General features: G+C 39.3%; 17 protein-coding genes. 10 read left to right on the forward strand and 7 right to left on the reverse strand.

The features are described from left to right. Positions 1–11 precede the first annotated feature (11 nt). The 5 genes from kdsA (at position 12) to lolE (ending at position 4,998) form a co-directional block, all read left to right on the forward strand. Entirely contained in the window at positions 12–866 is an 855-nt protein-coding gene (kdsA, locus tag AC979_RS00830; RefSeq protein WP_005695859.1) for a 3-deoxy-8-phosphooctulonate synthase, read from the forward strand. 66 nt (positions 867–932) lie between these two features. After that, the gene (locus AC979_RS00835) at positions 933–1,880 is read left to right on the forward strand and encodes a 2-hydroxyacid dehydrogenase (protein WP_049372473.1); all 948 of its coding nucleotides are present in this window, start codon (positions 933–935) and stop codon (positions 1,878–1,880) included. Continuing rightward, the gene (locus AC979_RS00840) at positions 1,880–3,061 is read left to right on the forward strand and encodes a lipoprotein-releasing ABC transporter permease subunit (protein ID WP_049372474.1); all 1,182 of its coding nucleotides are present in this window, start codon (positions 1,880–1,882) and stop codon (positions 3,059–3,061) included. The genes AC979_RS00835 and AC979_RS00840 overlap by 1 nt, the downstream gene beginning before the upstream one ends. 3 nt (positions 3,062–3,064) lie before the next feature. Further along, entirely contained in the window at positions 3,065–3,748 is a 684-nt protein-coding gene (gene lolD, locus AC979_RS00845) for a lipoprotein-releasing ABC transporter ATP-binding protein LolD (RefSeq protein ID WP_049372475.1), read from the forward strand. Next, on the forward strand, positions 3,748–4,998 hold the full coding sequence (gene lolE / locus AC979_RS00850) for a lipoprotein-releasing ABC transporter permease subunit LolE (protein WP_049372476.1): 1,251 nt from the start codon (positions 3,748–3,750) through the stop codon (positions 4,996–4,998). Before lolD ends, lolE begins: the two co-directional genes overlap by 1 nt. A 60-nt stretch (positions 4,999–5,058) precedes the next feature. On the opposite strand, the gene AC979_RS00855 is transcribed toward lolE, so the two are convergent. Together AC979_RS00855 and AC979_RS00860 are read right to left on the reverse strand one after the other, a co-directional pair. Then, a complete protein-coding gene (locus AC979_RS00855) occupies positions 5,059–5,469 on the reverse strand; it encodes a YhcB family protein (RefSeq protein ID WP_049372477.1) in 411 nt (136 codons plus the stop codon). A 90-nt stretch (positions 5,470–5,559) separates the two neighbouring features. Then, positions 5,560–5,910: a RidA family protein gene (locus tag AC979_RS00860; protein WP_049372478.1), complete on the reverse strand. Its 351-nt coding sequence runs from the start codon at positions 5,908–5,910 to the stop codon at positions 5,560–5,562. Between the two features lie 111 nt (positions 5,911–6,021). Between AC979_RS00860 and AC979_RS00865 the strand changes: the two genes are divergently transcribed. Next, the gene (locus tag AC979_RS00865; protein ID WP_049372479.1) at positions 6,022–6,738 is read left to right on the forward strand and encodes a YwiC-like family protein; all 717 of its coding nucleotides are present in this window, start codon (positions 6,022–6,024) and stop codon (positions 6,736–6,738) included. Position 6,739: 1 nt separating this feature from the next. Continuing rightward, positions 6,740–7,414, forward strand: a complete 675-nt coding sequence (locus tag AC979_RS00870; protein WP_049372480.1) for a tetratricopeptide repeat protein — start codon at positions 6,740–6,742, stop codon at positions 7,412–7,414. Positions 7,415–7,445: 31 nt separating this feature from the next. On the opposite strand, the gene mnmC is transcribed toward AC979_RS00870, so the two are convergent. Next, positions 7,446–9,455, reverse strand: coding sequence for a bifunctional tRNA (5-methylaminomethyl-2-thiouridine)(34)-methyltransferase MnmD/FAD-dependent 5-carboxymethylaminomethyl-2-thiouridine(34) oxidoreductase MnmC (gene mnmC / locus AC979_RS00875; protein ID WP_049372481.1), 2,010 nt, complete (start codon positions 9,453–9,455; stop codon positions 7,446–7,448). A gap of 182 nt (positions 9,456–9,637) precedes the next feature. On the opposite strand from mnmC, the gene fabB reads away from it, so the two are divergent. From fabB to ilvN, 3 genes are all read left to right on the forward strand, one after another. After that, a complete protein-coding gene (gene fabB / locus AC979_RS00880) occupies positions 9,638–10,858 on the forward strand; it encodes a beta-ketoacyl-ACP synthase I (RefSeq protein WP_049372482.1) in 1,221 nt (406 codons plus the stop codon). Between the two features lie 369 nt (positions 10,859–11,227). After that, a complete protein-coding gene (locus tag AC979_RS00885) occupies positions 11,228–12,952 on the forward strand; it encodes an acetolactate synthase 3 large subunit (protein ID WP_049372483.1) in 1,725 nt (574 codons plus the stop codon). Next, a complete protein-coding gene (gene ilvN, locus AC979_RS00890; protein WP_005695880.1) occupies positions 12,952–13,443 on the forward strand; it encodes an acetolactate synthase small subunit in 492 nt (163 codons plus the stop codon). Before AC979_RS00885 ends, ilvN begins: the two co-directional genes overlap by 1 nt. A 93-nt stretch (positions 13,444–13,536) precedes the next feature. Here the strand turns inward: ilvN and yedE are convergent, their stop codons facing one another. From yedE to AC979_RS00910, 4 genes are all read right to left on the reverse strand, one after another. Then, positions 13,537–14,598 (reverse strand): YedE family putative selenium transporter, encoded by a 1,062-nt coding sequence (gene yedE, locus AC979_RS00895; RefSeq protein WP_049372484.1) that lies wholly within the window; start codon positions 14,596–14,598, stop codon positions 13,537–13,539. A 209-nt stretch (positions 14,599–14,807) separates the two neighbouring features. Next, on the reverse strand, positions 14,808–15,866 hold the full coding sequence (locus AC979_RS00900; protein ID WP_049372485.1) for an ABC transporter ATP-binding protein: 1,059 nt from the start codon (positions 15,864–15,866) through the stop codon (positions 14,808–14,810). Between the two features lie 17 nt (positions 15,867–15,883). After that, positions 15,884–17,578, reverse strand: a complete 1,695-nt coding sequence (locus tag AC979_RS00905; RefSeq protein ID WP_014065220.1) for an ABC transporter permease — start codon at positions 17,576–17,578, stop codon at positions 15,884–15,886. Between the two features lie 11 nt (positions 17,579–17,589). Beyond that, positions 17,590–18,660, reverse strand: coding sequence for an ABC transporter ATP-binding protein (locus AC979_RS00910; RefSeq protein WP_049372486.1), 1,071 nt, complete (start codon positions 18,658–18,660; stop codon positions 17,590–17,592). Between the last annotated feature and the right edge of the window lie 5 nt (positions 18,661–18,665).

Raw genomic sequence — 18,665 nt, forward strand, 5'->3', positions numbered from 1 at the left:
AAGGAAATATTATGCAAAATAAAATTGTAAAAATTGGCAATATTGATGTCGCAAATGACAAACCCTTTGTGCTTTTCGGCGGGATGAACGTGCTTGAAAGTCGCGATATGGCGATGCAAGTTTGTGAAGCTTACGTGAAAGTGACTGAAAAGTTGGGCGTTCCTTATGTTTTTAAGGCATCTTTCGATAAAGCTAACCGTTCTTCAATTCATTCTTACCGTGGTCCAGGTATGGAAGAAGGTTTAAAAATTTTCCAAGAGATAAAAGAAACCTTTGGCGTGAAAGTAATTACCGATGTGCACGAAATCTATCAATGTCAGCCTGTTGCCGATGTGGTGGATGTGATTCAGTTACCAGCATTCTTAGCTCGTCAAACTGATTTAGTCGAAGCCATGGCAAAAACGGGTGCGGTAATTAACGTGAAAAAACCACAATTCTTAAGCCCTGGTCAAATGGGTAATATTGTCGATAAGTTTGAAGAATGTGGTAACGATAAAATTATCCTTTGTGATCGTGGTTCAAACTTTGGCTACGATAATTTAGTGGTGGATATGTTAGGCTTTGGTGTAATGAAAAAAGTGTCTAAAGGTAGCCCTGTCATTTTTGACGTGACTCATTCATTACAATGTCGTGATCCGTTTGGTGCAGCTTCAGGCGGTCGTCGTGAACAAGTGACCGAATTAGCCCGTTCTGGCTTAGCAATTGGGATTGCTGGTTTATTCTTAGAAGCTCACCCAAATCCAAATCAAGCAAAATGTGATGGCCCTTCTGCATTGCCACTTTCGGCATTAGAAGGTTTTGTCTCACAGATGAAAGCCATTGATGATTTAGTGAAGTCTTTCCCTGAATTAGATACGTCTATCTAATTGAGAAGTGCGGTTGAAAACAGCGTTGTTTTTGACCGCACTTTTGTTCTGTAAAAGGAGATAACAATGAATATTGTATTTTTAGACAGCACGGCAATTCCAAAACATATTCCTATTCCTCGTCCAAGCTTTCCGCATAACTGGGTAGAGTATGAATATACTTCTGCGGAGCAAACCATTGAGCGAGCAAAAGACGCGGATATTATTATCACCAGTAAAGTAATTTTAAGCCGTGAGGTGTTGCAACAACTACCTAAATTAAAATTGATTGCTATCACCGCAACAGGCACCAATAACGTGGATTTAGACGCGGCAAAAGAATTGGGTGTGACGGTTAAAAATGTGACGGGTTATTCTGCCACGACCGTACCTGAGCATGTATTGGGGATGATTTTTGCGTTAAAACACAGCTTGGCTGGCTGGCAGCGCGATCAAATCACGGGTAAATGGACTGAGAGTAAACAGTTCTGTTATTTTGATTATCCCATTACAGATGTTAAAGGTTCAACATTAGGTGTGTTTGGAAAAGGCTGTTTAGGCACAGAAGTGGGGCGTTTAGCCGAGCTTTTAGGCATGAAAGTGCTTTATGCTGAACATCGAAATGCCACAACGTGTCGTGAAGGTTACACACCTTTTGAAGAGGTGCTAAAACAAGCCGATATTCTCACATTGCATTGTGCATTGACTGAAACAACCAAAAATTTAATCAATCAAGAAACCTTGTCACTTTGTAAGCAAGGTGCGTGTTTAATTAATACTGGTCGAGGTCCATTGATTGATGAGCAAGCAGTTTGTGACGCATTGAAGTCAGGACAATTAGGTGGTGCCGCATTAGATGTGTTAGTGAAAGAGCCACCAGAGAAAAACAATCCACTGATTGAATTAGCGAAAACGATGCCGAATTTAATTATCACACCTCATATTGCTTGGGCGAGTGATAGTGCGGTAACCACGCTAACGAAAAAAGTGACGCAAAATATCGAAGATTTCGTTCAACAATTAAATCAAAAATAATGAATTTACCTATTTCTTTATATATCGCCCTGCGATATTGGCGTGCAAAAAGCGCCGATCGTTTTGGGCGACTTGTTGCTAATTTGGCAAGCTTTGGCATCGTACTGGGTGTGATGGCGTTGATTATTGTGCTTTCTGTCATGAATGGATTAGAAGGCTATCAAAAACAACAGGTGCTTTCGACAATTCCGCATGCGATTGTGAGCCAAGAAGCGCCTATTTCGGCAGAAAAATCGCTTGAAAACACACCGCACTTTGTGCAAAAAGCGGTGCCGATTAATACGACAAATGTTGTGTTTCAAACGGCAAAAGGTGTGAGCGCGGGACAAGTGATTGGTATTCAGTCTTTTTCAGATGATCCTTTACTGGAAGGTTTCGATCCTAGCCAATTTAATCAACTTTTACCGCAAGGTGAGTTTAAGTTAGTTATGGGTGATACGTTGGCGCAAAAATTGGGTTTAGCAGTGGGCGATAAAGTTCGCTTAATGATTACGGAAAACAGCCAATACACCCCATTTGGTCGCGTGCCGATGCAGCGTTTATTTACGGTGAGCGAGCTTTACTATGATTATGGCGAAGCGTCAGGTTATGAAGTTTTTGCTAATTTAGCGGATATTGGTCGCCTAATGCGTATTCAGCCAGGTGAGGCCCAAGGCTATCGTTTATTTCTGGATGATCCTTTCCAAATCACAGAATTACCAACCTATTTCAAAGAGAGCCATATCAGCGATTGGCGTGTCCAAAAAGGGGAGTTTTTCCAAGCGGTTCGTATGGAAAAAAATATGATGGGTTTGTTGATTAGTTTAATTATCGTTGTGGCGATTTCCAATATCGTGACCTCATTAAGTTTAATGGTGGTGGATAAACAAGGAGAAATCGCCATTTTGCAAACGCAAGGTGTGACTAAATCACAAGTGCGTTCGATCTTTATTTATCAAGGTTTATTGGTGGGACTAGTGGGCACATTGATTGGTGCCGTACTGGGCGTATTAATTACCCTAAACCTTGGGGCTATTATAAATGCGGTCAATCCGAACGGTGTTTTCTTGCCAACCTCAATTGAGCCTATGCAAGTCATTATTGTGATTGCCTTTTCTTTATTGTTATCTTTATTATCAACCATTTATCCAGCTTATCGTGCGGCAAAAACTGAGCCTGCGGAAGCATTACGTTATGAGTAAAATATGAATAACTACTTATTAGAATGCCAAAATATTAATAAATTTTACCAAGAAGGCGAGAACCAAGCCCAAGTATTAAAAGGCGTAAGCTTTGCCATGAAACCACAAGAATTAGTGGCGATAGTGGGGAGCTCTGGTTCGGGAAAAAGTACTTTATTACACACCTTAGGCGGTTTAGATCAGCCAAGTAGTGGGGAAGTGTTTATTAAAGGGCAATCTTTGCAAAAGGCGTCTGAAAGTGAATTGGCTAAATTACGTAACCAAAATCTAGGGTTTGTGTATCAATTTCACCATTTAATGGCAGATTTTACCGCATTAGAAAATGTGATGATGCCGATGTTAATTGGTCATCAGAATAAAACAGAAGCAAAAGATCGTGCTGAAAAAATATTGGGTGCAGTAGGCTTAAGCCATCGCATTACCCATCGTCCGTCAGCCCTTTCTGGTGGGGAACGTCAACGAGTGGCGATTGCTCGTGCATTAGTGAATAATCCCGCTCTCGTCTTAGCCGATGAACCAACTGGTAACTTAGATCATAAAACCACAGAAAGTATTTTTGAGTTGATTCAAACCTTGAATGCAGAACAAAACATTGCGTTTTTATTGGTTACCCATGATATGTCATTAGCGCAAAAACTGTCTCGTTGCTTAACCATGCAAGACGGCATTTTGAAGGAAGGTGCATAATGAATACGCCTTTTTTCATTAGTTGGCGTTATCAGCGGGGCAAGCAAAAGAATCCGTTGGTAGCGTTAATTTCAAAATTCTCTGCAATTGGTATCGCTCTCGGCGTAGCAGTGTTGATTGTGGGGTTAAGTGCCATGAATGGGTTTGAGCGAGAATTAAACTCGCGTATTTTAGCTGTCGTGCCACATACGGAAATCACGGTAAATCCACATGACAATGAAGCCACATTAAACCATTGGCGGAACCTAGCGGAACGTCTAAAAACAAACAAAAAAATTACCGCACTTTCGCCTTTTGTGAGTTTTACTGCCTTAGTCGAAAATGGCAATAAACTTAAAGTTGTGCAAGTGAAAGGGGTAGATAAACAAGCTGAAGATCAAGTGAGCTCTCTTGGGAAGTTTGTGGAAGGTGATGGCTGGCAAAAATTCGCAGAAGAAGGCGGATTGGTGCTGGGCTCTGGTATTGCCAAAGCGTTAGATGTTAAAGCAGGCGATTGGGTGTCGTTATTAATCTCTCAACCGAATGGCGAAGATCAAATGGCTCAACCTAATCGTGAGCGTGTTCAAGTGACCGCTATTTTACGTTTAGATGGTCAGTTAGACCACAGTTATGCTTTACTCGCCCTGCCTCAAGCACAGGAGTTAATGGGATATCGTGAAGATCAAATTACTGGTGTTGAATTGAAAGTTGATGATCCATTTAAAGTACAAGAAATGGATTATTCGATGCTGAATGATTATCCGCAGCTGCTTTATATTCAAAACTGGGTGGCAAAATTTGGCTATATGTATCGAGATATTCAGCTTATCCGTACCGTGATGTATATCGCGATGGTGCTTGTAATTGGGGTAGCCTGTTTTAATATCGTTTCTACCTTAATTATGGCGGTAAAAGATAAGCAAGGTGATATTGCAATTATGCGAACCCTTGGCGCAAATAATGGTTTTATTAAACAAATCTTTATTTGGTATGGTTTACTTGCAGGGATGAAAGGGTGTCTAATTGGTATCGTATTAGGTGTTGTACTCGCACTGAATCTCACGCCGATTATTCAAGGCATCGAGAGATTACTCGGTAAAAAATTGTTATCAGATGGTATCTATTTCGTTGATTTCTTACCAAGTGAATTACATTGGTTCGATGTTGTATTAGTTCTCGTGGCGGCATTAGTATTGAGTTTACTTGCCAGTCTTTATCCAGCCAGTCGAGCGGCAAAATTACAGCCGGCTCAAGTATTGAGTAATCATTAATAAAAAAATCAGGGATTAAGTATTTAATCCCTGATTTTTTTATTGTTCAACCGTTAATCATTATTGGTTTTCTTTATCTGTTTTTAATAAGCCAGATGAACCTTCGGAATAATCGCGTGGCGGCTCTTCAGATTTACTTTCTGATGAGGCAGTCACTAGTTGTTGAGTAAATAAACCTTTGTCGGCTGGTTTACTGCCAAGTAAGGTTTCAGATGAAACTGCATAGTGACGATACAGTTTTTGATAATCACCAATTAAGGTTTTAAATAATTCGGCACTTTCAGAGAAATGTTTTTCAAGTTGTGCTTGTTTATCGCTTAACTGTGTTTTCACTTCTTTCAGTTCAGCTTCGGTCTGAACTTGTTTTTTAACTGAACCTTTCGTTAAACGTAATAATAAATAGCCTAAGATTACGCCAACCACAAGCCCAATTACAGCGGCTTGCCATATTTCTGGTATCCATGATTGCATACATTACTCCTTCTTTTGAATTCAATGTTTAGTGTAAAGGAAAAACAAAAAGGTTTCTTTGCGGTTGATCACATTTTGAAAAAGCAGCGTTTACATAGCTGCAATAATAACGATTTCAACTTTCCAATCAGGATCCGCAAGTTTTGCTTCTACCGTTGCTCGGCTTGGTGGATTTTGGCTATCGACCCATTCATCCCATGCTTGGTTGAGTTGAGCATAATCAGTCATATCAGCAAGGAAGATTTGCGTGGTAAGAATTTTACTTTTTTCAGAACCAATTTCAGTCAATAATTTATCGATCAGTGAAAGGACTTCTTTGGTTTGCTCGTAAGCATTTTGCTTAACGGTTTTTTCCGGTACTTGGCCTGCAAAATAGGCAGTATTGTTATGAATGACCACTTCAGAAAAGCGTTTGCTTGGTTGAATGCGTTGAATCGACATAATGGCTCCTTTTTGATGAAGATGGTTCCATTCTAAAGGCGGTTTTAGACTTTGTAAATCAAGAAATTGTGGGATAAAATAACTGAGAATTTTTATCAACTAAAGAAAATTATGAAACTCCTGATTTCGAATCAATATGGTGCTATTGTGATGGCATTATTACCTTTTGTTTATGGTATGTTATTAGCTTCACCTGTTTGGGCACATTTCTTTTTGCTTTTAGCTTGGTTCAGCATGTATTTGCTGAGTTATCCAATGCTGAGTCTCTTTAAAGGCAAAAATATGGCGGAATATAAAAAGTGGACAATCATCTATGGTGTCGCAGCTTTTTTGTTTGCGCTTCCTGCCATTTTTTATAACTGGCAAATTCTTTTCTTTATTGCAGCCATGTTTCCTTTTGTGTTGGTGAGTATCTATTACACCAAGAAAAAAGATGAACGTAATCTTCTCAATGATTTAGCAGGTATTGCGATTTTTGCACTTGCAGGTATGGGATCCTATTATTTTTCTGACCACACTTTTGATGAAAAAATCTGGTGGGTGGCGCTGTATCCAAGTCTATTTTTTATTGGTACGACGCTTTACGTCAAATCAATGATGCGTGAACGTAAAAATCCGCTTTATCTCAAAGCCTCTATTATTTTCCATGTGCTTTGTGTGCTTGGTTGCTTGTTTACCCAACAATATGTCTTATCACTTGCTTTTGTGCCGGCGTTAATTCGTGCTATTTATTTACCAACCAAGAAACTTTCGGTTAAGCAAGTCGGTCTAATAGAATTCGGAACATCCGCCATTTTTTTGATTATTTTATTAATAGCGACATTATAAGATGAAGACATTAGCCAAACTTTTATTCCTCACCACGCTTACCTTAAGCAGTTCAGCATTTGCGATGAAAACCATTGATTTGGTGGATAAAGCACAAATGACAGAACAGCAAAAAATGGATCTGGCGCAAAAACTGGCCGAGAAACAAGATTGGAAAGGCGTTTTTGAAATTATGTATCCTTTAGCTTTGGAAGGTAATTTACAAGCTCAAAGCAATTTAGGGATGCTTTATAATTTAGGTCGCGGAGTAGATGAAAATAAAGAATTGGCTTATTGGTGGTTTAGCGAAGCTGCTGAGCGAGGCAGTATTAAAGCTATCAATAATTTGGCGGTCATGTATTTCAACGGCAATAACTATGTAAAACAAGATACCGCTCAAGCGATTAAATTATTTGAAACCAGTGCGACAAAAGATCCTGATGCCATGCTTACATTAGGGGAAATCTATACCAATCAGAAAGAATTTACCAAAGCCTTTGAATGGTTCCAAAAAGCTGCGAATGCGGGTAGCAATGAGGGGCGATTCCGTTTGGCTCGTTTGTATGAAGAAGGGATTGGGACACAAGTGAATATTGGTTTGGCCAAATTGCTTTATTTGGAAATTATGAATACGGCGAAAAAGGATGAAATCAAAGAAATCGCCAGACAGCGATTACAACGTTTAAGCTTGTATTAAAAAAGTGCGGTTGATTTTAACCGCACTTTTTTTATTTCACATCCGCCCCTTTCAACCAGCGTCTGACCCAACTGCGGTTTGGCATTAAGTTATGAATCAAATCTTCGCTCATCGGTAAGGGCTCACCATAAATTAAAGAAGCAAGTGTTTCTCCTAAAAACGGTGCAGAGGTTAATCCTCGTGAGCCTAATGCGCCGATTAAATAGAGATTAGGGTAGTTTGCGGCTTGTTCTATTGGTTGTTTACGGCGTCGTAAATTAAACAAATTTTGATATTGTGTTTGCTGTGCTGAAAAATGAGGAATAGCCCCCATCATTGGTGTGAGATCACGTACCGAACAACGTACACCGATTCGAGCAAGATTACCCGATGTATCTACTTCTTTTGTCCACTCTTCAGGTATATTTTGCTGAATTTTTTGTTGATTTTCTTGTTGTTCAGTTAGGCTAAATTCACGAGTCGCATTATCACGAACATGACTGGCACCAATACAATGGCTGGTTTTTGCTTGATCGACTGGCGTAAGATAGCCGTCATAGCACAACACGGTTTTGAGTTTAAGTAAGTTTTCCGATGTCGGAATTTGGCTCACTTGTCCGCGAACTGGGTAGAGTGGCAGTTTTTGCGTTTGTTCAAACTCAGTGAGTTTATGCCCGTTTGCTAAAACAACCACTTCATGGCAGAAAGTTTTATTTTCAGCTGTGGTGATTTGCCAACTATTTTCTATTTGAGAAAGTGCGGTTACTTTTTGTGATATTTTAATCTGGACACCTTGTTTTTCTAAAAAGGCAAAAGCATGCTGAACTAACTGACGTGGTGCAAGCCAAGCGCCTTGAGGAATAAAACCGCCACCAAAAGGTAACGATAAACCCACTTTTTCGCTTAATTCAGTTTGACTTAATGACTGATATAAATCAGAAGGCAAATTCAGCTCAGTAATTTTATTTAATTTACTTTCAGCTTTCTCATTGTAAGCACAAAGTGCGACACCACAGAACTCATGTTCAAATTCGATTTGTTGTTGAATTGCCCATTGTAGGAATTGATGGCCATAGGCAAAAGCATGAATATAAAAACGAATATTGCGTTCGTTATCATCACTCAGTTGCGGATAAAAAGCCCCTTGTTTATTGCCGGATGCATTGAGGGCAGTTTGCTCATCTTCGCAATAAATTGTGATTTTAGCCCCGCGTTTAACCAATGAAATGGCTGTACAAAGCGAAGCAATTCCACCACCAATAATGGCAATATTTTGCTTGTTTAGATTGGCTGGCTGACTATGAAACCAGGGCGTAGAAAGTGCGGTCAGTTTTTCCTGCGTTTTTTGACCAGAAAGACATTCCCGTTTTTTACCAAAGCCTTTGCGTTTCTTAATATTAAAGCCTGCATTTTCTAAGCCTTTTCTAACCGCACTTGCCGCAGTGAAGGTCGAAAAGGTACCTTGTAGCTTGGTAAAACGAAACATTTGCTGATAAAGCTGCTCATTCCACATGTCTGGGTTTTTACTCGGCGCAAAACCATCTAAAAACCAGGCATCAATTTTGCTATTCATATAATTGCCCAGCTGCGGCAGATTTTCAGCCACATCACCAAACCAAAGATCTAACGTGGTTTCATCAAAATGAAAACGATAGCAACCTTGAATAGGATTAAGCCAATGTTGTTGTAAATGCTGAGCAAGACGAGAAAATTGCGGATAGGCTAAATGGGCTTGTTGTAATGCATCAAGTGGCAAAGGGTATTTTTCGAAAGAGATAAAATAAAGGCGTTTTAAAGGCGAATCAGGGTATTTTTGACGAAATTCACGGAATAGCGTGGTCACCGCAAAGAAATTTAATCCTGTGCCAAACCCCGTTTCAGCAATAACAAAATGGGCTTCTTGATAATTAACCCAACGTTCCCACAACTGATTACCTTCTAAAAACACATAGTGGGTTTCCGCTAAACCATCTTGATTAGAAAAATACACGTCATCGAATTTATCCGAAACAGGCGTATTCTCTTGGTTAAAATGAATTTTTGCGTGCTGAATGGTGAACATGTGTTAGCCCTTTTTTGCCTTATCAAATTCTTTTATAATAGCACGGAAATTTTGAGTCGGTTAAAACTTAACTGGTCGAACAAATGAATTATTGCTTGCAATATTTTCATTTCATAGTAAATTGCGTTCAGCTAACAACTGTAAGTTGAATTAAATTTCCCCTAACTCATAAGGAATAAAGAATGAAAAGAGCTGTAATTACTGGTTTTGGTATTATTTCAAGTATCGGTAACAACAAAGAAGAAGTTTTGGCTTCATTAAAAGCAGGTAAATCTGGTATTGAAGTTGTGCCTGAGTTTATTGAAATGAAAATGCGTAGCCATGTTGCTGGCACAATCAAACTAGATCCAAGCGAGCATATCGATCGTAAAGTGTATCGTTTTATGGGTGATGCGGCAGCTTATGCATACCTTTCTATGCGTGAAGCGATTGAAGATTCAGGTTTAACAGAAGATCAAGTTTCAAATGACCGTACAGGTCTTGTAATCGGTGCAGGTACTGGTTCAGCACACAACCAATTAGTCGCTTGTGATGCAGTACGTGGTCCACGCGGTGTGAAAGCGATTGGTCCTTATGCGGTAACTAAAACGATGGCATCAAGTGTGTCAGCTTGTTTAGCAACCCCTTACAAAATCCGTGGTGTGAGCTACTCAATCAGCTCTGCTTGTGCAACGTCTGCACACTGTATCGGTCATGCAGTTGAATTAATCCAATTAGGTAAACAAGATGTGGTTTTCGCGGGTGGTGCGGAAGAATTATCTTGGGAATGTGCAACTGAATTCGATGCAATGGGTGCGATTTCAACTAAATACAATGATACCCCAGAAAAAGCTTCTCGTGCTTACGATGCAAACCGTGATGGTTTTGTTATCGCAGGTGGTGGTGCTGTTGTAGTGGTTGAAGAATTAGAACACGCATTAGCACGTGGCGCAAAAATCTACGCAGAAATTGTAGGTTATGGTGCAACCTCTGATGGTTACGACATGGTAGCGCCAAGTGGTGAAGGTGCTGAGCGTTGTATGAAACAAGCAATGGCGACGGTAGATACTCCAATTGATTACATCAACGTACACGGTACATCAACACCAGTTGGTGACGTAAAAGAATTAGGTGCAATCAAAAATGTATTTGGTGACAAAATCCCTGCGATTTCTTCTACTAAATCAATGACTGGTCACTCTTTAGGTGCTGCCGGTGCACACGAAGCAATCTATACCTTATTAATGCTACACAATGACTTCATTGCACCAAGCATTAATATCGAAACATTAGACGAAGCGGCAAAAGGTTGCAACATCGTGACTGAAACAAAAGAAAATGCAGGCTTACAAACTGTCATGTCAAACAGCTTTGGTTTCGGTGGTACAAACGCAACTTTAGTGTTCAAACGCTATAACGGCTAATTAAAACGTTTTAAAATCTAACCGCACTTTGGATCTTCCAAGTGCGGTTTTTTCTTATAATCTCTCCCTTTCTCCTTACTCAGCAGAAAAATCAACACTTAAAATGTGATCCAGCTCAAAATTTTGAACAAAAGAATAAAAAATTTTTATTTTTATAAAACTCCATATAAAACTACGATTTTCTGCTTTTTATATTAATTATCTTTATTTAAATCTTAATATTTTGATTTTGTTAGTTTTTAATGCTTTTTAATTCATTTTTTTAGACTTTTCTCATGCTGGACAAGCTGTTTTCTTTCGGTATGATGTTTCCATTGTTTTGACACGAATCGTAACAAATAAAAGTGCGGTCAGTTTTAGGAGTAAAATATGAAGAAATTATCCGGTGCGGAAATGGTGGTTCAGTCTTTGCGTGACGAAGGCGTTGAGTATTTATTTGGTTATCCAGGCGGTGCCGTATTGGATATTTATGATGCAATCCATACTCTTGGTGGGATTGAGCATATTTTAGTTCGTCATGAGCAAGCTGCAGTACATATGGCAGATGGTTATGCACGTGCGACAGGTAAAGTAGGTTGTGTGTTAGTAACATCAGGACCTGGTGCGACCAATGCGATTACGGGTATTTTGACCGCTTATACTGATTCGGTACCAATGGTGATTATTTCAGGCCAGGTCATGAGTAGCTTAATCGGTCGTGATGCGTTCCAAGAATGTGATATGGTGGGGATTTCTCGCCCAGTGGTTAAACACAGCTTTATCGTTAAAAAAGCTGAAGACATTCCGGGTATTTTGAAAAAAGCCTTTTATATTGCTTCAACAGGCCGTCCAGGTCCCGTTGTTGTAGATATTCCAAAAGATACGGTAAACCCAACTTTAAAATATCCTTACGAATATCCAAAATCTGTTGAGCTTCGTTCTTATAATCCAACGGTAAATGGTCACAAAGGTCAAATTAAGAAAGCGTTAAAAGCATTATTAGTAGCTAAAAAACCGGTTTTATTCGTGGGTGGTGGTGCAATTGCGGCAGGCTGTCATGAAGAATTAACGCAATTTGCACAACGTTTAAATTTACCGGTCACCTCATCGTTAATGGGTTTAGGCGTGTACCCAAGTACGGACAAACAATTTTTAGGCATGCTTGGGATGCACGGGACTTATGAAGCCAATACAGCCATGCATGAAAGTGATCTAATTCTTGGTGTTGGGGTGCGCTTTGACGACCGTACCACTAATAACTTAGATAAATATTGCCCGAATGCCAAAGTGATTCAGATTGATATTGACCCAACCTCTATTTCTAAAAACGTACCTGCGGCTATTCCAATTGTAGGTAACGCGAAAAATGTATTGGATGAATTCTTAAGTTTATTAGGTGAAGAAATTGGTTCGCGTCCGCAAAATCACTTAGAAGATTGGTGGAAACAAATCGATGAATGGAAAGCAAAAAAATGCTTGGATTTCGACCGCACTTCAGGCGTCATCAAACCACAGCAAGTCATGGAAGCCGTGTATCGCATTACAAAAGGCCAAGCGTATGTGGCATCGGATGTAGGGCAACACCAAATGTTTGCTGCATTACATTATCCGTTTGATTTACCGCGTCGTTGGATCAATTCAGGTGGTGCGGGTACGATGGGCTTTGGTTTACCAGCAGCATTAGGGGTGAAACTTGCACATCCTGATGCAACTGTGGTTTGTGTAACGGGTGATGGCAGTATTCAAATGAATATCCAAGAGCTTTCAACAGCGACACAATATGGCATTCCAGTTGTAGTGATTTGTTTGAACAACCACTTCTTAGGCATGGTGAAACAATGGCAGGATTTGATTTACTCTGGCCGCCATTCTCAAACTTATATGAATTCTTTACCAGATTTTGTGAAGTTAGCCGAGTCTTATGGTCATGTAGGTATTCAAATTTCTACACCAGATGAATTAGAGAGCAAATTACAAGAAGCCTTCAGCATTAAAAATAAATTGGTCTTTGTTGATATTAACGTTGATGAAACTGAACACGTTTACCCTATGCAAGTTCGCGGCGGGGCGATGAATGAGATGATTTTAAGCAAACCACAAGAGGAGAACGAATAATGCGTAGAATTTTATCTGTTTTATTAGAAAATGAATCCGGTGCATTATCTCGTGTGGTCGGCTTATTTTCCCAACGTGCATTTAACATTGAAAGCTTAACTGTGGCACCTACGGACGATCCAACGCTTTCTCGTATGACGATTGAAGCAGTGGGTGATGAGCAAGTACTCGAACAAATCGAAAAGCAACTTCACAAGTTAGTGGATGTGTTTAAAGTTATTAACTTGAGTGAACATGAGCATGTTGAGCGTGAAGTGTTGTTAGTGAAAGTACGTGCAACGGGTTCATCACGTGATGAGCTAAAACGTTTAGCCGATATCTTCCGTGGTCAGATTGTGGATGTAACAACAAAATCTTACACTATTCAATTAACGGGTACAAAAGACAAATTAGATGCTTTTGTTGAGGCTGTGAAAGAAGAAAGTACATTACTTGAGATTGTTCGTTCAGGCTTAATTAGTCTTTCCCGTGGCGAGAAAAATATACTTTAATGATGTGGAAAGTGTGGTTAAAAATGACCGCACTTTTAAAAACGAAAAAAGGAAGTCATAATTGACTTCCTTTTTGTTTATTCTGGATGGATATTAGGCTTCAGATTTATTAGTTAGTGCGATATATAAGCAAACCACAAAGCCGGCAATTAAAACATAAGGCGTAAAGATTGGAACGCCAGTAGGAGCGGCTGCGAAACCAAAGTTATGTGCCGCTGCTGCGCCCAGTAGCATACCGAGCACAAATAATGCCGAGTCATTATTCCCCTCACCAATATTAACTAATTGCTTGCCAGGGCAACCACCGCCTAATGCAAAGCAAAGACCGCAAAGTGCCATAGAAAGGAAATTGTAGAGATAGTCATTATGCGCGATAGGTTGTTTTTCAAAACCTAAATGGAATTGACCTAATAAGGCATTGGTTATTGCTGCAAAGACAATCAGTGCAATCACACCATTTAATAAATGTGCATCACGGAAGAGGACAAAGTTTCTGAATGCCCCAATGGTGCAAAAACGCGATTTTTGCATCAGCACACCGAGAAGTAATCCGCCAGCAAGTGACATCCAAATAGCTGCATGTTGTGCACCCGGGCCTTTTTCAGAGGTGTAAATCGCGAGATTTTCACCAAATTTAAATTGGGTTAAGGCTAAAACAAGCAAAATCACGGCAAAGATTGGACCGATTAAGCCAGAAGATTGGCTTTGCTCCTTAGATTTACCTAATGAGAATCCTCGATTAGCGAAGAAAATGCCACCTAATACACCGGCAAATAATCCTACGATACCTGCAATTGCAGTGAGATCACCACCGCCTAATCGTAAATAAGCACGCCATGGACAACCTAAGAAAATGAGTGCACCAAGCATCGCAAAAAAGCCTAAGCTAATACGAGCGAGTGGGGCAGAGCCACCACGAGGTTTAAATTCCTTAGATAAGAATGCACTGGCGAGTGCTCCTAAAACTAATCCAATGAGTTCTGGGCGAAGGTATTGTAATGGGGCAGCGTGGTGTAATCCAAGCGATCCTGCTGTATCGCGTAAGAAACAAGCCGCACAAAATCCCATATTACCAGGATTGCCATTGTAAGTGAGAAGTGGCGCAACGATACCAAGTGCAGCACCTGCAACCACAGGCCAAGTTAAAATTTTCATAATTAGACCCTTGTGATATCTGAAGTTAAATTGAATTGTGTGTTTTTAATAATAAAAACAAAGGTATTGTAGAAAGAGTTGAAAAATAAAGAAAGTTTATTTTTTTGAAATTGTGAGCAGGATCAAAGATTAGTTAATACTGAGAAAAACTTGTTTAATTATCATAAAAAAATAAAAGTGCGGTTAAATTTAACCACACTTAAGATATGTTATTCAGCAGGGTACCAATGCAAATGTTCAAAGGCTATATGACATGTTTCCCCTTCTTTCGGGCCAGCATCTCGTCGCCCAATTTGAACACGAATATCTTGATCTCCAACTTGGATATTATAATCCGTCACTTCACCAAGATAAGAGCGACGTTTTACGACACCAGGGATTCCACCTTGTTGAACAAATTCAATGTCAGATGGACGGCTTGCTAATATCGCTTTTCCTTGTGAAAGTAAGTCATTATTTGGCATTTCTGGAAGATTAAAAATACCATCAACTTTATCAATATGAATACCTTGTGATGACAGGTTTACATTTAATTGATTTGATAACCCGATAAAATTGAAGACAAACTTGTTAGCTGGGTTGTTATAAATATTTAATGGGGTATCAATTTGTTGTACCGCCCCTTTCTTCATGACCATAATACGATCTGAAAGAGCCATCGCTTCAGATTGGTCATGAGTCACATAAATAATTGAGAACCCAAATTTTTTCTGTAATGCCTTAATTTCAAAACGCATTTCTTCGCGAAGATGAGGATCTAAGCTTGATAATGGTTCGTCTAGTAACATGACGTCTGGGTTAATTGCTAATGCTCTAGCAAGTGCCACTCGTTGTTTTCCGCCACCAGATAAATCATCAGGGCTTTTATTGGCAACACTAAGTAAATTAGTGTGTCTTAGCGCATCGGTTGTTCGTTTTTCAATTTCTTGGGCTGAAATATTTTTGAGTTTTAACGGAAAGGCAACGTTATCATATACCGTCATATGTGGCCATACCGCAAAGGCCTGAAAGACCATGCCAAAATTGCGTTTCTCTGGCGGGAGATAGAAATTGTTTTTCTTCGATGACAGTAATTTATCACCGACTTTAATTTCCCCACCATCTAAGTCTTCAAAGCCTGCAATCATTCGTAGGGTAGTTGTTTTTCCACAACCTGATGGCCCTAGCATAGAGAAACATTCGCCTTTTTCGATAGAAAGGTTAAGATCTTCAATGGCAATAACATCACCAAATTTTTTCATGACATGATTTAATTGAATATAGCTCATCTTTTACTCCTAACCTTCTATTTTTGAGTTTTCTTTTCAGCATAACGTTTAATAACGGTTTGACCTAACACAATAATTATTAGGGCAATACCCGCTAATGCCGCAGAATAAACGGTTTCACCATCTTCATTTAGGGTATAAATTGCTACCCCGATGGTTCGTGTAGAAGGACCATATAACATAACAGAAACGGTCAATTCACGTAGAGCTGGAAGGAAAATCAGGAAGAAAGCAGCAATCATCCCTGGTCTTACGAGTGGGATAACAATATCTTTTAAGGATTGCCACATACTTGCTCCACATGCTCGAGAAGCTTCAACTAATGAATCATGTACTTGCTCAAGTGCTGCAGAGTTAGCTTTAAGTGAGAAAGCCATATAACGTGCAATGTAAGCAATTAAAATAATCCAAACTGTGTTGTAGAGATTGATGCCAAATTTACCACTCCAGGCAAGAATCACCCCAAGAGCAATGACAGAGCCAGGTACGGAGAATGGCAACATACCTAAGAACTCAAGAATGCCTTTTCCGCGAACACGCATTTTAACGATAACATAAGAAATCATTACCCCGGCAAACATGGTAATCAGTGCTGCAGCAAGACCGAGAGTCACACTATTGCGAATTGCATCTTTTGTTAACTGCCATTCAAATAAGATGAATTTATAGTTATCTAATGTGAGATTTTCCCATGTAATTGGTAGTCCATAGGTTTTTAATCCGCCAACAAGGAAAATCGTGACTGTAGGTAATACGATTGTAAAGGCGATGTAGAGTAAGCAAATAACAAGCAACGGTTTTCTCAAACCACGAAGTTTTACTTCAATAGGTCTAAAGCTTTTACCTGCAATAATTTGGAAGCGGCCTTTATTTAAGATTTTGTTTTGTAACCAAATAATTAGTGCCGCAGTGAATACTAAAACAGTTGCAAGTACAGTACCGGTACGAATGGCTTCAAAACTACCCGCACTTTGGTGAATACGTTCATAAATAAGGGTTGGAATGTTGAAAATACCATTTTCTACGCCTAGTACGGCAACTGTACCAAAGTGAGCCATAGAATAGAGCATAATGAGTAATGCACCAGAAAGGATACTTGGCATGACGAGAGGAATGGTAATTTTACGTGTAATGGTAAAGAGGCTTGCGCCAGAGATTCTCGCTGATTCTTCTAATGTAGGGTCCATGCGCTCTAATGCACCACAGACTTGGATAAAGACGAATGGGAAAAGATACATCGTTTCTACAGCCATAATACCGGCGTAGCTATAGATATTAAAAATAGGTCCATCAAAACCTAAATCCATGAAGAATTGGTTAATGTAACCAGAACGTGGTGAAAGTAACATTTTCCAAGCTAATGCCCCAATGAAAGAAGGAAGCATAAAAGGTACAAGGAACATCACTTTCATAAAACCTTTATAAGGTAGATCTGTTCGAGTCACTAACCAAGCAAAAAATGTACCAATAATCGTACTCATCACAGTTACGCCAGATGCGATGAAAAGTGAATTGAGTAATGCTTCATAGGTTTCTTCTTGCTTCAGAATATTCACCACATCGGTGATATTAAATTGCCCATCAACCCAAAAAGAATTGAGGAAAATAAGTAAAACAGGAACCGCAACAACGATAACTAAGATACCGATAGATAAGGCTAGAATAACGTTAGCAATATTGAATGGATGATTATTTTGAATAGTTGTAGCCATAATAAACCCCTCTAGATTTCTTTAGCAGAATCAAACCAAAGCAAATCATGAAAACTGATAAAGCAATTTTCACCTTCATTGAACATTAAATTATTACGTAATGCTTTATTAGTTGGGATTTCTGTTCGCAGTGTTACACCATCAATCTCTACCATATAATCCATTACCGCGCCAAGAAAGCTGGCTCTTGATATTTTTCCTAGTAAACCTTCATTGTCTTTGCTTAGTATGATATCGGAAGGTCGACATCCTAATTTCCCTGAGTTAGGTGGCAAGTTTTTCCAGTTTAAAATTTGATTACCTTCTCCAATATAGTGATGATTATTTTCGTATCGGACTGGAATGAAATTTGCGAGTCCCATAAATTTAAATACCATCTCATTTTCTGAGCGCTCATAAATGTCCCATGGTGTTCCAACTTGTTGGATATCGCCATGTTCATTCATAATGGCCAAACGATCAGATATTGCTAGGGCAATTTCTTGGTCATGTGTTACGTAAAGAATAGTAATACCGAGTTTTTTCTGTAATTCTTTAATTTCAAAACGCATTTCTTCTCGAAGATTGGCATCTAAATTATTGAGAGGTTCGTCTAAGAGCATTAAAGACGGTTTAGCAACTAATGCCCTTGCAAGAGCAACACGCTGTTGTTGTCCCCCTGATAATTGAGAAGGTAAACGTTCTTCTAAACCAATTAAATTAACTAATTCGACAACTTCCATCACTTGTTTATGAAGAGCTTGTTTTTCAATATTCTTTAATTTAAGAGGGTAGGCGATATTGTCAAAGACAGTCATATGCGGCCAAACAGCATAATCTTGGAAGACCACACCTAAACCGCGTTGATCTGGCTGAATATCCGTGTTTGTAGCAGGATCGGCAACAACCACATCATCAATTAAAATACGGCCACTATCTGGCACATCAAATCCTGCAAGCAGGCGTAATAAGACAGTTTTCCCACAGCCGGATGGGCCAAGAAGCGTAAAACATTCTCCATCTTGTACAACTAAGGAAAGATTTTTTAACACTTCATTTGAACCGAATTTTTTGGATATATTTTCAAATGTAATTGTTGCCATAATCA

It is taken from the genome of Parahaemophilus parainfluenzae (genome assembly GCF_001053575.1).
Taxonomy (GTDB): Bacteria; Pseudomonadota; Gammaproteobacteria; order Enterobacterales; family Pasteurellaceae; genus Haemophilus_D; species Haemophilus_D parainfluenzae_S.